The following is a 14,609-nucleotide window of genomic DNA, read 5'->3' on the forward strand; positions in this document are numbered from 1 at the left end:
CTAGTTATCGCAACTTCAGGCTAGAAAGCGAAATAAGCGCGAGCAAAATGCTGATGATCCAGAACCGCACGATGATCTTGGGCTCTGGCCAGCCCTTCTTTTCGTAGTGGTGATGGATGGGAGCCATGAGAAAAATGCGCTTTCCCGTGAGGCGAAAGCTCAAAACTTGCACAATGACGCTGACTGCCTCCAAAAAGAAGATTCCCCCGAGGATGATCGAGAGCAGCTCATTCTTTGTGAAGACGGCGCACATGCCCAGGCCGCCGCCCAACGCGAGCGATCCGACGTCGCCCATGAACACTTGTGCGGGGTAGGTATTGTACCAAAGGAATCCAATGCCAGCGCCCACGACAGCGCCGCAATAGACCGAGAGTTCGCCCACGCTGGCGATACCGGGGATGTCCAGGTAGCGCGCCACGATGAAGCGCTGCGACACGTTGGCAATGCCGAAGGTGGCACCGGCGAGGTAGCACCAGAGGAGGTAGGTGGCGCCGTTGATGATGACCGGGCCAATCGCCAAGCCATCGAGGCCGTCGGTGAGGTTGACGGCGTTGGACATGGCAACGACCACCAGCACCGCGAACGGGATGTAGACGAGCACCGGCAAGTCGATGGGGTGCTTGGCGAAGGCCACGAACGGGATGGCCACGCGTGTGCGAATTTCCCACCAATCCGGGGGCACGTGGCGTTCGGCGAAGAAGACGTAGGCGATGACCGCCCCGGCGATGAGAAACTGGCCCAGAAGCTTGTACCGGCCGGGAACGCCGCGGGAGTTCTTCGCCTTGATCTTGAGGTAGTCGTCCAGGTAGCCGATGACGCCGTAGCCGGCGGTGACGGCCGTGGTGGCCCAGACGAAGACGTTGCTCAGGTCGCACCAGAGGATGGTGGGCAAGAGCACCGACAGAAGAATGAGGGCGCCGCCCATGGTGGGGGTGCCGGACTTGATGTGGTGGCTCGCAGGCCCGTCGACGCGGACCACTTGGCCGATCTGCTTGCGCTGCAGCTCGCGGATGAACCACGGCGAGAGAAAGAACGAGATGAACATGGCCGACGCCGCGGCCGCAATGATGCGGAACGGGACGTAGCGAAGAACGTTGAGCCAGGTGAGCCAGCTCGCGTCGTGCCGGAGGGGAAAGAGAAATTCGAGGATCACCGGGGTGTTCTCTGGGGGCTGCTCGTGCTGCTCTTGCCGCCGTCGCGGGCGAGGAGGGCGATGGCGACACGCTCGGTCTGGACGCCGCGCGAGCCTTTGACGAGGACGACGTCGCCGGGGCGAACCTCGGCGCAGGCTACGTCGGCCGCCTCGCTGGTGGTTGCCGCGGCCATGGTGCGCACGCCGCCGTGCGCAGCTCGGTGAAGGGTGCGCGCGATGGCCGCACCGCCGCATCCGATGACCGTGTGCACGCGGGCACGTGCCAACTCGTCCCCGAGGGCGGCATGCGCTTCGCCTTCCGCGGGGCCGAGCTCGCGCATCTCGCCAAGGACGGCCACGATGCGGCGTTTTCCGGGCGCCGCCAGCTCGACGGCGAGGTCGATCGCGGCGGACATGCTCGAGGGGTTGGCGTTGTAGCTGTCGTCGATGACGGTGATGCCCCACGACAGAGTGTGAATCTGTCCGCGGCCCTCGGGGAGCGCGACGCGGGCGAGGCCCCGGGCGAGTTCTTCGAGCGAGAGGGAACGGCCGACGGCGAACTCGGTGGCGGCGAGGGCGGCGAGGAAGTCGATGGCGGCGGCCTCGCCGGCGAGTGGCAGATCCAGGGTGATCTCGCTTTTGGCCCGCGCGAAGACGACCTTGGTGCCGGCGCGCGCGCGAAGGCGGTACGCGGAGCCGGGCGCGCGGCCGAAGGAGACGGTGTGGCGGGCCGCGGTGCGGGGAAGTTGGCGCGCGATCTCGTCGTCGTCGGCGTTGACGACCGCGCAGCCCGATTCGCGAAGCGCCGCGAAAAGGGAGCCCTTTTCCTCGCCAACGCCGGCGCGCGTTCCGCCGAGGCGCTCGGCATGGGCGAGGCCGATGTTCGTGATGATGGCGACGTCGGGCACGGCGATGGCGGCCAAGGTGGCGATTTCGCCGGGCAGGTTGGTCCCCATTTCGAGCACGACGAAGCGATGGTGCGGCTCGAGGGCAAAGATCATCGCGGGAACGCCCACGCGGTTGTTCAGATTGCCCAAGGTGGCGTGCGTGGCGTCGACCTCGGCGAGAAGGGCGGAGGCGAACGATTTGGTCGTGGTTTTTCCGGCGCTGCCAGTGATGGCCACGACGCGTCCCTGCGGGGTGTTGGCGCGCCACCGCGCGAGGTGATCGCTCGCGAGGGCGCCCCATGCGACGAGGGTGTCGTCGACCTCGACGACGTGAGGGGCGCTGTCCTCGGGATCCAACTCGGGATCCGCGGGCAGATCGAGCGAGCGACGGCGCTCGATGAGCATGAGGCTGGCGCCGGCGCGGGAGGCGGCAAGGACGAAGGCGTGGCCGTCGAAGTTCTCACCGCGCAAGGCGACGAAGACGCAGCCGGGCGTGGCCTCACGGCTGTTGGTGGTGACGCCCGTGTGCACGCGATCGGGCTTGCCTCGAACGAGGGTGCCGCCCGTGATGCGGGCAATCTCGCCGCTGGTGCGCTGAACGCGGTTCTTCGGGATGGGCGTGGACATGCTCAGCCCTTTCCCTGGCCGCGCTGACGGCGCTCGGCGAGGGCGTTGCGCGCCTCGATGCGGTCGTCGAAGGGGCGCTTTTCCGTGCCGATGATCTGGTAGTCCTCGTGGCCCTTGCCGGCGACGACCACGATGTCACCGGGGCGCGCGCCCAGGATGGTCTCGCGAATGGCACGGGCGCGATCCAACTCGACGACGTACGGGGCACCCGCCGCGCGCATGGCCTCTTCGACGGGGCGCGCGATGTCCGCCGGATCCTCGGTCCGCGGGTTGTCGCTGGTGATGACGCCGAGATCCGCACCCTCGGCGACGGCTTGGCCCATGGGCCCGCGCTTCTTGGGATCGCGATCGCCGCCGCAGCCGAAAATGCAGACGAGGTGCGAACCGTCGGTGCTGACCTTGCGCACGCTCTCGAGAACGCGGGCGAGCGCGTCGGGGGTGTGCGCGTAGTCGACGAGCACGATGACGTCGTCGGCCTCGACGTCGCACCGCTCGAGGCGCCCGGGAACGCCGCATTCCTCGCCGATGGCGGCGCACGCACGCCCGAGCTCCAGGTCGAGGGCGCAGGCCACGCCCACGGCAACGACGATGTTTTCCAGGTTGTGACGGCCGATGAGGCGCGATCGCACCCGGTGGGTGCCCTTGGGCGTGCGCAAGGTGGCGTCAATGCCGCGCGCATCGAGGGTGGCCTGAATCGGGGCGATTTCGGCCTCTTCGGGCGGGGTGCCGGTTCGGGCGCTCACGCGAAACAAGGGCGCGCGCACGCGCTCGGCGATGCTGCGGCCGAGTGGATCGTCGATGTGGATGACCGAGCTCCCGGGTCCCATGTCGAAGAAGAGCCGCTCCTTGGCGGCGGCGTAGGCCTCCATCGAACCGTGAAAGTCGAGGTGATCTTGCGTAAAATTCGTGAAGGCGGCCACCCGAAAGCGCACCGCCCGCACACGCCCCAACTCGAGCGCAATGGAGGAGACCTCCATGGCCACGTGCGTCGCGCCGAGCCGGCGCATGTGGTTCATGACGCGCGCGATTTCGTCGGCTTCCGGGGTGGTGTGATCGGCCTCGATCTTCGTGTTGCCGAAGATGTGACCGACGGTACCAATCATGCCGCACGCGGGTGCGCCCTCACGGCCCAGGGCGCCGTCGACGGCGGCGCGCACCAGGTGGCTCGTGGTGGTTTTGCCGTTGGTGCCGGTGATGCCGATGACGTCGAGGGTGAAGGTGGGGTGGCCATAGACGGCGGCGGACGCGAACGCGAGGGCGTCGGTGGCGTCGTCCACGATGATGTGCGGGACGTTGGCGATGCTGCCCGCATCGGCGTCGATGTGGCCGCGCTCGACCATGATGGCGGCGGCCCCGCGCTCTTCCGCCTGCGGGATGAAGCGGGTGCCGTCGGTGTTGGCGCCGTGGCGGGCGACGAAGAGATCGCCCGGCTCGACCCGGCGCGAGTCGTGGTGCACCCCGTGCACGCGCACCTCGGGGTCGCCCACGATGTCGACCTGGCCGGGGATTTCGCGCACCATGTCGACGAGCCGGAGTCCTTCCGGCGGCATCATGACGAGGGCTCGAAGACCAGACGGACGGCGCTTCCTTTGGCCGCGGAGGATCCGGCTGCGGGGCTCTGGCGCACCAAGCGACCGTATCCCTCGATCTGAGGGACGAGGCCCGCGGCAAGGATGCTTTTGACGGCGTCGCGTGCGGGCAGTCCGTTGGTGTCGGGCACGCGCACCGGTTCTTGCGGGGGGCCGATCATGGGCGGCGCCGCCGGGGCCGGGGCCTCCGCGGTTGCGGCTCCCTCCCCCTCCGGGGGAGCGTTGGGGAGGGGCGGCTTCATCGAGGCGATGAAGCTGTCCGCGGGATCGCCCTCGCGGGTGACATTGGAAAGCTTGGCGGTGGCGGCGTTGGGGGTCACACCCAAGTAGCGTAGCGTTGCTTCGGCCGTTCGGCGGAAGACAGGACCGGCAATCGAACCGGCGGCGTGGCCGATCACCGGCTCGTCGAGCATCACGGCAATCACCAGCCGCGGACGCTCGGCCGGAACGAAGCCGACGAAGGACGACGTGTACAACTCGTTCGACATTTTCCCGGTTTTCGTATCGGCTTTCTGCGCCGTACCGGTTTTTCCGGCCACGCGGAATCCAGGGATGCTCGCCTCGAGGGCGGTTCCACCGTCTTCCGTCACAGCCGTGAGCATCTCGGTCACCATGCGCGCGGTCCCGGGAGGTATCACTTCGCGCCGCACGTGGGTGACCCCTTCACGCACCAGCTCGCCGCGGGCGTCCATCACCTTGCGCACGAGCACCGGCTCGAGCAGGCGCCCGCCGTTTGCAATCGCCGCCATGGCCATGGCGAGCTGCACGGTGGTGGTGCTCACGCCCTGTCCGAAAGAGGCGTACGCCGTATCCACCTCGAACCATGCCCGACCGCGCGGACGAAGCACGCCGGAAGCCTCGCCCGGCAGCGGTAGCCCCGTGGGCTCGCCGAAGCCGAAACGCCGGAAGGCCGAGTACAGCCCTGCCTCCCCCAAATTGAGGCCAATCTTCAACGCACCGATGTTGGAGCTGCGGGCGAGGATCTGCGTGGGGGTGAGCCAGTCGTTCAAGTGGGTGTCGCGGATGAGCGCCCCCGCGATGGTGTAGCTCCCGTGTTCGCAGAAGATGGACTCCGTCGGCTTGAGCGTTCCCGCGGCAAGTGCGCCGGCAAAGGTGAACACCTTCATGACGGAGCCCGGCTCGAACCGGTCCGTCACCGCCCGATCGCGCCGGGCGTCGACCTCGGACTCGCCGTAGTCGTTCGGGTTGTACCCGGGGCTGGAGGCCAGCGCGAGGATCTCGCCGGTGTTCGGATCCACGACGACGAGCGCTCCGCCCTTGGCCTCGTACGTGCGCTGCGCGGCGCCGAGCTCGCGTTCGGCGACGTGCTGGATGCCCTCGTCGATGGTCAGGTGGATGTCGCGCCCCGTGAGGGCGTCGCCTTGCGTGTTGCCGTTCGAGAAAATGAGGCGGCCGGTGCGATCGCGAAGGCCGCTGACTTCCTCGACACGGCCGCGCAGCTCCTCGTCCATGCTCAGCTCGAGGCCGTCCTTGCCCTGCCCGTCGGGCGCGACGAATCCGAGCACGGGCCCGGCGAGATCGCGGCCCGGGTAGTACCGGTGGCCTTCGCCCTCGATGTTGAGCCCTTTGACGGGGTGCGCCTGCTTCTTCGCGTCACCGAGATCGCGCGCAAAGGCAGCTTCGTCGACGGTGATGCGGCGCTTGATCCAGACGAAGTGCTTCTTGACGGAAAACTTCGCGTAAAGTTCGTCGGCCTTGAGGTTGAGGCCCGTGGCCAAACGCGCGGCAGCATCGCGCAAGGTAGCCTCTTGCACGTCGGGGGCCTCGATGCCGCGGAGCATCTCGTGGATGTCGATGCTGAGGCTGGGCACGTCGACGCTGACGGCGAGTGCGGTGCCGTTTCGGTCGTAGATGGTGCCGCGTTTGGGCTCGATGTGGAGGCGTCGTTGCCGCTGCTTTTCGGCCATGTCCTTCCACAGCGGGCCGTCTTCGACTTGGACGCGGTAGGCGCCGGCCACCAAGCCGCCGAGGGCGAGCCCCATCACGCCGAGGAGGACGCCCATCCGCAGCCGAATCCAACGGGCGCGCGAGCGATCCAGGTTTCTCATGGGGTCGCCGCCACCGTCGCGGAGCCGCCATCGGCGCCCTCGGGCGCGCGCGGCGGCGGTCGATCCGAGTCTTGCAGCGCCGGAAGCACGATCATGCGGTCCGCCGTGGGCGGCTCCATGCCGAGCAGGGTGCGCGCGACGATGTCGACGCGCTCGGGCGTCTTGTAGCTGGCGGCCTCCACCTCGAGGACGCGTTTGACCTCGCGCAGGCGGGCTTGCTCGGCCCGCGCGCGCCCGAGCTCGTAGCCCAAGGCGACGGTGCGACCGCGCAAGGCCAGGTGGAGCACGAACGCGAGCACGGTGGCCACGATGGCCAAGGTCCACACCGTGACGAAGACGGCCGCTCGCTGCCGCGGCGTACCCGACCGCGCCTTGCCCCAACTCTGGAGGAGCCCCCCGAGCTTCACCGGGCGCTCTCCTGCGGGGAGTCCTGCGAAATGCGGCGGGCCGCGCGCAGCTTGGCGCTGCGGGAGCGCGGGTTGGCGGCGCGCTCCTCCTCGCTGGCCATGAGCGGCTTCTTCCAAATGGGTTGCCAGACTTCGCGGTCGGCGAACGTCTTCTTGACGAGACGGTCCTCGAGCGAATGGAAGCTGATGACGGCGGCCACACCACCGGGGACCACGACGTCCTGGAGCGCGGCGAGCAGGGTCGAGAGCTCCTCGAGCTCGCGGTTGACCGCGATGCGGAGCGCCTGGAAGGTGCGCGTTGCGGGATCGACCCCGCCGACCCGCACCGGCCCGACCGCGCGCACGATGGCGCGACGCAAATCGAGCGTGGTCGCCAGATCGCCCTCGTCGAGGGCGCGCTTGATGCTGCGGGCGATGCGGCGTGAGCGACGTTCGTCGCCGTAGCGGTAAATGATGTCCGCGAGCTCGTCGTCCTTCAGGCGCGAGATGAGATCCAGCGCCGTCTCGGAGTCCTCTGGGTCCATCCGCATGTCCAGCGGGCCCTCGGCGCGGAAGCTCATGCCGCGCAGCGGATCGTCGAGCTGGGGCGAGCTGACCCCCAGGTCGGCGCAAAGTCCGTCCACCTTGGCGAGCCCCATGGCGGAGAGCTCCTCGCGCACGCGGCCGAAGTTGGAGCGCACGATCTCGATGCGGTCCTCGAACCGTTCGAGGCGTGTTTCGGTCGCACGGATGGCTTCCGGATCGCGATCGAAGCCAATGACCCGGGCGCCGGGGGCGCTTTCCAGGATGGCCTCCGCGTGACCGCCACCGCCGAGGGTGACGTCGACGTAAACGCCCCCGTCACGCGGGGCGAGGACCTGGGCCACTTCGTCCTTCATGACGGTGGCATGGACGAAGTGTTCCACGACGTTGACCTCTCCTTCGTCCTCGGCCCAGACCCACTCGACGTTGCCTTCGACGAGACCCGGCAGCGAGAGTTGCGGATCGCTCGGTTCGATGCCAGCGCCAGCGCGCGCGGGACCGCTCATAGTCCGAGCTCCGCGAGCCGTGCGCTGATGTCGCGCCGCTCGTCTTCGGTGGTGTCGAAGTGCTGCTTCCACATCACCTTGTCCCAAAGTTCCGCGTACTTACCGGAGCCTGCCCAGAGCACTTCCTTCTGCAGCGATGCGTGCTCGCGCAAGGTGGGCGGCACGAGGATGCGGCCCGAATCGTCGACCTCGCACTCCACCGCGCCGGACACGTAGATGCGCTTCAACTTCTGCACCGCGCGGTCGAACTGCGGAAGCTTCGCGAGCTTCTCCTCGAACGCCGTCCACTCCGGCATCGCGTAGGCGACGAGGCACGGATCGAGCGCGCTGGTCAGCACGATGCGTCGCTCCCCGAGCGCAGCAAGGTGATCGCGGTACCGAGCCGGAAGGCTGGTCCGGCCCTTCGCGTCGATGCTGTGCTCATAACGACCGCGAAACATCCGGCGTCGCGCCTCAACGAATCACCCACGGAGGAAAGAGGAGGGAAAGATTTGGCACTTCTTGCCACTTCTTCCCACGTGCAAACGCCACCGTATGGAGACGAGCCAGGGCTGTCAATAAATCACCGCACGTTCAGCTCCAGTTTCACATGAGTGTGACGGGCTTGGCCAAGTTGCGATGGACGGATGATCAGCGCGTGCTGTGGATAAGCAGCGGTAATCACTGTGGATAACTTGTGACTTCACTTGGACTGTACGCGCGCGCTCGCGGTGCATCGCGTGCACTCGCGACGCGAACGCGAACGCAATCGAGTCCATGGACGCACGCACGCGTGAGCCCTCACGCGCGCTCGTCACACGGGCACGTGCAGCCCCATGAAGAAGCCGAAGAAATTAAACAGGAAGACGGGAAGACGGGAAGGTTTGAGGGTTTTCCTTTCGGCACCGTTGGCCAAAGGAAAACTCAAAATCCTTCCCGTCTTCCCGTCTTCCTGTGAATCTTCTCGCTCTTAGCCGTAGCAGCGACGCCGCGCGCCGCGCCGGCGTCACATGAGCAAATGCTTTGCGATCACCATGCGTTGCACTTCGCTCGTGCCCTCGCCGATCTCGCAGATCTTCGCGTCGCGGAGGTGACGTTCGACGTCGAACTCGCGGGTGTAGCCATAGCCGCCATGGATCTGCAGGGACCGATTGCACGCGCGCGTCGCCGCTTCGCTCGCAAACAATTTGGCCATGGAGGCCTCTTTGCTGTACGGGCGCTTTTGATCGGCCAGCCAGGCCGCGCGGTACGTAAGGAGTGAGGCCGCGTCCAACTCGGTCTTGCTGTCGGCGAGCATCCATTTGATCGCTTGGAAGTCCGCGATGGGATTGCCGAATTGCTTGCGATCCTTGGCGTAGTGCAAGGCCATGTCGAGCGCGCCGTAACCTAGACCGAGGGCCATGGCCGCAATGGACACGCGTCCCCGATCGAGGATGCGCATCGTGTCGGAGAAGCCGCAGTCCACCTCGCCAACGCGCTGCGTATCGGGCACCCGCACCTCTTCGAAGGTGAGCTCGACGGTGTCGCTCGAGCGGCAGCCAAGTTTTTCGAGATGCTTGGAGGCCGAGAAGCCTTGCGTGCCTCGGTCGACGATGAAGGCCGTGATGCCCTTTTGCTTGGCCGCGTCGGCGTTGGTGCGGGCCAGCACGACGCAGAAGCCGCCGACGCTGCCCTGGGTGATGAACATTTTCGTGCCGTTGATGACCCAATCGTCACCGTCACGGCGGGCCGTCGTGCGGAGGGCAGCCGAATCGCTCCCGCTGCCCGGCTCCGTCAGGGCCCAGGCCGCGAGCCACTCGCCACGGGCCGCTTTCGGGAGGTAGCGGCGCTTCTGCTCCTCGTTTCCGAAGGTGAGAATGTGGCCGGTGCCCAGTCCGTTGTGCGAGGCCAACGTCAAGGCGAGCGAGCCGTCGATCTTGGCCGTCTCCTCGACGCAAATCGCGTAGCTGACCGTATCCATCCCCGAGCCGCCGTATTCCTCCGGAATGCGGATGCCCAAGAGTCCCATCTCGGCGAGCTTCGGGATGATCTCGTGCGGAAAGCGCTCCTCCTTGTCCCATTGGCGCGCGTACGGACGAACCTCGGATTGTGCAAAGTCACGAACGGATTGGCGAAGCAACGCGTGGTGTTCGGTGAACGAAAAATCCATGGGGGCGGCCCTCCATACCACTGCCCCCCTCCTCCGGCTAGGTGGCTCGCACCAACGCATGCCACTTGCGTGGGATGCCGAGGGCGAGAGCGACGTCGGCGAAGCCGAGCGGTGCGTCATCGTGCGACGCTACAAGCTCATGATGCAGGCCTTGACGTCGGTTGCCTCCTTGCAACGAAAGCCTGTGAGGCATCGATCGCCGCTTCCGCAGGAGCGCGTGCAATACGCCTGATCGTCCTCGCGGACGCACATGCCGGTGGTGCACTCGAACGCGGATTGGCAAGGCTGTCCAACGTCCGTGGCGGGCCTCGACTTCTTCGGGCTCTTGGCCCGGGGACGGCCCGCATCCGCCGCGTCGAGATCGTCTTGGCGCATCTGTTTGGCGTGCGCCATGGCCTCTTCCAGGAGAACGCGATGGATGTCGACGCGCGTGTACGCGGCGGGTGCATCGCATGGGATGCCGCCTTGCGTCACGAGGCCGAGCACCTCGCCCGTGCCCTCGTCGAGCGCGACACCACCTGGGTCGCCTTGGCATGTGGCTTCCGCCACCAAAAAGCCATCGTGGGTGACCTCCGTCACGGCGACGTGTTCGCGCGCGAGCTTCCTCGAGGACTCGTCCTTCGTGCGTTGGCCGAAGGATACGGTGCGAATGCGCTCGGCGCGTTGCGCGGGCTCGTCACGAATGGGAAGCGGTGTCGTCTCGGGAAGGTCGCGATCTAGGATGAGCAGCGCCAAACTGGCGTCTTCCGCAGCATCGACCACGAGCTCGCGACCGCGGGCCAGAAGCTGCTGCGCGGCAGGGTCCTCTCCACCATAGAGGAGGAGGGCCGACGGCTCGTGGGCAGCGACGCAAATGCGGGCGGTGAGAACGAGGTTGGAGGCCAACGCGGTGGCCGTGCAATGCCGCGCGTCGGCCATCGAGAGGGCCAGCACCGCGGGATCGCGCCCGCGACTCGGCGCGCCCGCCACGGGTGACGAGGACTCCACGGCGAGCGCGAGCGGCGCACTTCCCGCGTCGCCGAGTGAAGAAGAAGAGCGCATCTCTTTGCTGGAGCCACACGCGCCACAGACGACGATGAGGAGGCCGAGCGCCAGCCGGAGGGGAATCCAACGCGAAGTTCGGTCGTGCATGCGCGGGTGCACTGCCATCCGCGTGCCCGCGGTCGAGCACGGAAAATCTCCCCATTTCCGCTCGCGCCCGCCTGTCCCGGACAGTTGCGGGGCTGTCCCAGGTCAGAGGGTCTAGGGGGTAGGGTTTAGGGACCAGCAGACATGCTACCCTCCGCGCTCACTCCCTAAACCCTAAACCCTAAACCCTTCTCCCCAGTGCGACTGCACCCCACCCGCGCGACCTTTCACGTAGCCCTTGCCGGCGCGGCCGTCGCATCCATGGGCGTGGCCTTGCGGCTCGGGACGGTGGTCGCGTTCGGTGGCGCGATGATCCTGGCGGTGGCCGTGGGGCGCGCCTTTGCGCTGGCCGCCGTGACGAGGCTGCGCGCCGCAGGCTTCGAGATGGTGTGGAGCACCACGAAGCGCGTTCTGCGGGTGGCGCGCGGCGAGACGGTGACGTTCGGCGCGGAGCTTCGCAACCGCAGCAGCGACGAGATGCGCGGCATCTGCGTGCGGGCCATTGCATCGAGCATGCTGGAAACCACCGTGGAGCCGGAAACGGTGGACCTTTTGCCGAACTCGCGGCTCGAGGTGAAGGTCTCCATCCACGCGAAACGCGTGGGACGCTGGGGCGTGCACGGCATGGCCCTCGAGGTGCGCGGCACGCCGGCGGGCGGCGAGGCGCTCTACGAGGTGCCGCTCATGTTCGCCAATCCATTCGGCATCGAGGTATTTCCTCGCTCGCTGCACGCGTTGGTCACTTCGCCGCGCGGCGGGCGTTCGCGGCGTGCCGCCGAAGCGGGGCGTGCGGCACCGGCCCTCGGCGAAGGCGACGAGATCCGCGAACTCCGCGACCACGTGCCGGGCGATCCGTTCAAGCGCATCGCGTGGAAGGCCAGCGCACGGCGCGGCCGCCTCATCGTGCGCGACATGGAGCGCGAGGAGCGCGACGTGGTCTGGCTCGTGCTCGATGCCTCGGTGGAGCTCTGGGCGGGCCCCGAAGGCCGCGCCCCTCTCGACGACATGGTCGACGAAGTGGCCGCGCTCGCAGCCCGTCACCTCTCCCGCGGCGACCGGGTTGGGCTCGCGGTGCTGGCTTCGCGCCCGCGCACGTGGCTCTCACCGGCCAGCGGGGCCCCTCATGCCGTGAAGATCGCCGCGGCACTGGCCAGCGCGGCGAGCATGATCGACGTGGATCGCTGCGAGCTGGACGAGTGGGAAATCGCGCAGCGTGTATCGGAGCACGCGCGGCCGCTCGATCCGCGCGGGCTGCAGGACATCCCCAAATCGAACCTCGACTTGCTCGCGGCGCGGGCGCAGGCACTGCGCGCACGGGCGCCCTTCGCACCGCGCGTTCCGCACGCGCCGACGACGCGCGAGCAGCAGCTCCGGCACTACATCGCGGCCTTCGGCATCGAAGTGCCACCGCGGGTCGAGGGAGAACGCGAGAAGACGCACGCGACCATGGCGGGCGCGCTCGATATGATCTTCAACGACAAGAAAGCGCGTGCGAGCGTGCTTTACGTCTTCTCGCCGGCCCCGGCGCCCACGAGCGAGATCCTCACCGCGCTCCGCCGCCTGCGCGCGCGGCGGGTGGACGTGCGCTGGTCCCTTCCACCCTTCGAGCGCGCGGTGCCGGCGCCCACGGATCGTGAGGGTGCCCCAACACGCGTGCGCGAAGTGGTGGAGGAAGCGGTATGGCTTCGTGCCATCGCGGCGCGGGCACGCGCCGAGAAAATCCTGCGACGCCTTGGCGTGCGTCCGCGGGTAACGGAGCGACGGATCGCCGGATGAAAGACTCACGCACCTTGCTCCGCGAATCGGGGCTGGCACCGAAGAAGAGCTTTGGGCAGAATTTCCTGGTCGATGCGCATGCGGTTCGTGCCATTGCCTGCGCGTCGGTCCCCGATGCGGAGGTGGGGCGCGCCGTCGTCGTGGAGTTGGGTGCGGGCCTGGGTGCCCTCACCTCGGAGCTCGCCGCGCGGGCGCGCCTTCTCATCGCCGTCGAACGCGATCGGGATCTCGTCCCGGTGCTCACACGCACCTTCGGCGAAGCCATCGAACGCGGAAGCATGGACGTGCGCGAGGCCGACGCCAAAACGGTGGACCTCGAGGGCGTCTTCGCCCAGGCCCGCGAGGGCGAGCCGCGCGTTCTCTGCGGGAATCTGCCGTACCAGATCACGGGCGCGCTCATCGAGCGGGCCGTGCAGAGTGCGGCGTTCATCGATCGCGCCGTCTTCATGGTCCAGCGCGAGGTGGCCGATCGCCTACTCGCAGCGCCGGGCACCAAGGAATACGGCGCCCTCACGGTGTTCACGCGCGCCGCGTTCGACGTGCGGAAGGTGCTCGCGGTGGGTCGCGGTTCCTTCTTCCCCTCCCCCGAGGTGAGCAGCACCGTGGTCGAGTTCTCGCCATGCCGCCCGGCACGTGCCGCCGAGACGAACACGTTCCGCGCCTTGGTCAAAGGAGCCTTCGGCGCACGCCGCAAGACCTTGCGCAATGCATGGAGCTCGCTCGGCAGTGAGCGCATCGCCGAAGCCGCCGCCAAGGCGAACATCGACCTGACCGTCCGCGGGGAGACACTCGACGTCGTCGATTTCGCACGCATGGCGCGCACGCTCGACGAGCGTACCTAAAGGCATCCGTCACCTGAACGTGTCAGGTATCCGAATGACCTGATACGTGCACCGCGGCAGCGGAACAAAACCGGCGGGACCGGGGCGATGCGTGGTTCAGAAAGTCTGGATCGCCATATCTCTGGCGATCCTGGCACTGGGGACGGACTAAGGCGCCGGTCTCGCCGGACTTGTCCCGCTGCCGCTGCTCACCCGCAAGCGACTCGCGAGTCTGCCACGATCCATCGACTTTGGAGCTAACGCGACAAAGTGATCGCCGAAACCGCCAGAGGGGAAGAGAGACGATCCGGCCTTACGTAAAGCAGGCCATGACCCCGTTCAAAGCGCTTTCTTTGCTCTGTTTGATCACCTCCGTCGGCTGCGCAGGCGCGGAGGAACTCCCGGCAGGAGACGACACGGGCGAGGCGCAATCGGCCGTTCTGGCGGTCGATAGCAAGTTCACGAGCATCAAGCCCGAGTCGTGCACGAAAATCGACGAAGGCCCCGCCTACGCCAAATACGACTGCGGCGGCCTCGCCGGTTACCGCCTTCTCACCGAGGACGACGACCTGCGCGCCAACGTGCGCGTCGGGCGAGGCAGCGCGGAGATGGATCTCAATGTCTGGAGCGGCAAGATCGGCGGGGGCGCGTTCACGTTCCTCGGCGACACCGTCGATTGGCGCGGCGTGGTGAACGGCGCGGCCTTCGACCCGTTTGCCATCACGTTCCGCGTGACCAGCCAGAACGTGCAGTACCTGGTCGTGGCCAAGGTTGGAGCGACCAAGTCGTGTCAGTTCAAGGTCATCAACGCATCCAAGCATCCCGATGCGAGCGCGCTCGCACGTCAGGCGGCCGATGCATCGCGCACGGCAGCCTGCCCGGCGACGATTCCCACGCCCGAGTGATCCGTTAACGCAAAAGTCGATTGAACGTGGCAGATCGACGATTGCCTCGCAGTCGAGCAGCGGCAGCGGGACAACCCCGGCGGGGCCGGCGCCTTAGTCCGTCTCCAAGGAG

12 protein-coding genes are annotated in these 14,609 nt (G+C 67.3%); 3 read left to right on the plus strand and 9 right to left on the minus strand.

All coding sequences use genetic code 11. The features are described 5' to 3' along the window. Positions 1-4: 4 nt before the first annotated feature. The 9 genes from mraY to LVJ94_39170 form a co-directional block, all read right to left on the minus strand. The gene (gene mraY, locus LVJ94_39130; protein ID WXB02909.1) at positions 5-1,153 is read right to left on the minus strand and encodes a phospho-N-acetylmuramoyl-pentapeptide-transferase; all 1,149 of its coding nucleotides are present in this window, start codon (positions 1,151-1,153) and stop codon (positions 5-7) included. Next, the gene (locus LVJ94_39135; GenBank protein WXB02910.1) at positions 1,150-2,646 is read right to left on the minus strand and encodes a UDP-N-acetylmuramoyl-tripeptide--D-alanyl-D-alanine ligase; all 1,497 of its coding nucleotides are present in this window, start codon (positions 2,644-2,646) and stop codon (positions 1,150-1,152) included. Before LVJ94_39135 ends, mraY begins: the two co-directional genes overlap by 4 nt. 2 nt (positions 2,647-2,648) lie before the next feature. After that, positions 2,649-4,199 (minus strand): UDP-N-acetylmuramoyl-L-alanyl-D-glutamate--2,6-diaminopimelate ligase, encoded by a 1,551-nt coding sequence (locus LVJ94_39140; protein WXB02911.1) that lies wholly within the window; start codon positions 4,197-4,199, stop codon positions 2,649-2,651. Continuing rightward, a complete protein-coding gene (locus tag LVJ94_39145; GenBank protein ID WXB02912.1) occupies positions 4,196-6,304 on the minus strand; it encodes a transpeptidase family protein in 2,109 nt (702 codons plus the stop codon). Before LVJ94_39145 ends, LVJ94_39140 begins: the two co-directional genes overlap by 4 nt. Then, the gene (locus LVJ94_39150) at positions 6,301-6,711 is read right to left on the minus strand and encodes a cell division protein FtsL (protein ID WXB02913.1); all 411 of its coding nucleotides are present in this window, start codon (positions 6,709-6,711) and stop codon (positions 6,301-6,303) included. The genes LVJ94_39145 and LVJ94_39150 overlap by 4 nt, the downstream gene beginning before the upstream one ends. Then, positions 6,708-7,589 (minus strand): 16S rRNA (cytosine(1402)-N(4))-methyltransferase RsmH, encoded by an 882-nt coding sequence (rsmH, locus tag LVJ94_39155; protein WXB10787.1) that lies wholly within the window; start codon positions 7,587-7,589, stop codon positions 6,708-6,710. Before rsmH ends, LVJ94_39150 begins: the two co-directional genes overlap by 4 nt. A 146-nt stretch (positions 7,590-7,735) precedes the next feature. Further along, on the minus strand, positions 7,736-8,179 hold the full coding sequence (mraZ, locus tag LVJ94_39160; protein WXB02914.1) for a division/cell wall cluster transcriptional repressor MraZ: 444 nt from the start codon (positions 8,177-8,179) through the stop codon (positions 7,736-7,738). Between the two features lie 545 nt (positions 8,180-8,724). Next, a complete protein-coding gene (locus LVJ94_39165; protein WXB02915.1) occupies positions 8,725-9,867 on the minus strand; it encodes an acyl-CoA dehydrogenase family protein in 1,143 nt (380 codons plus the stop codon). 129 nt (positions 9,868-9,996) lie between these two features. Continuing rightward, positions 9,997-10,998, minus strand: coding sequence for a trypsin-like serine protease (locus LVJ94_39170; protein WXB02916.1), 1,002 nt, complete (start codon positions 10,996-10,998; stop codon positions 9,997-9,999). 195 nt (positions 10,999-11,193) lie between these two features. On the opposite strand from LVJ94_39170, the gene LVJ94_39175 reads away from it, so the two are divergent. The 3 genes from LVJ94_39175 to LVJ94_39185 all read left to right on the plus strand — a co-directional run bounded on the left by LVJ94_39175 (position 11,194) and on the right by LVJ94_39185 (position 14,497). Beyond that, complete coding sequence (locus tag LVJ94_39175) at positions 11,194-12,771, plus strand: DUF58 domain-containing protein (GenBank protein WXB02917.1); 1,578 nt, start codon at positions 11,194-11,196, stop codon at positions 12,769-12,771. After that, positions 12,768-13,613 carry a 16S rRNA (adenine(1518)-N(6)/adenine(1519)-N(6))-dimethyltransferase RsmA gene (gene rsmA, locus LVJ94_39180; GenBank protein ID WXB02918.1) on the plus strand — a complete coding sequence of 282 codons (846 nt, stop codon included), beginning with the start codon at positions 12,768-12,770 and terminating at the stop codon, positions 13,611-13,613. Before LVJ94_39175 ends, rsmA begins: the two co-directional genes overlap by 4 nt. 308 nt (positions 13,614-13,921) lie before the next feature. Beyond that, positions 13,922-14,497 carry a hypothetical protein gene (locus LVJ94_39185; GenBank protein ID WXB02919.1) on the plus strand — a complete coding sequence of 192 codons (576 nt, stop codon included), beginning with the start codon at positions 13,922-13,924 and terminating at the stop codon, positions 14,495-14,497. Positions 14,498-14,609 lie beyond the last annotated feature (112 nt).

The sequence above is a fragment of the Sorangiineae bacterium MSr11367 genome (assembly GCA_037157805.1).
Classification (GTDB): Bacteria; Myxococcota_A; Polyangia; order Polyangiales; family Polyangiaceae; genus Pendulispora; species Pendulispora rubella.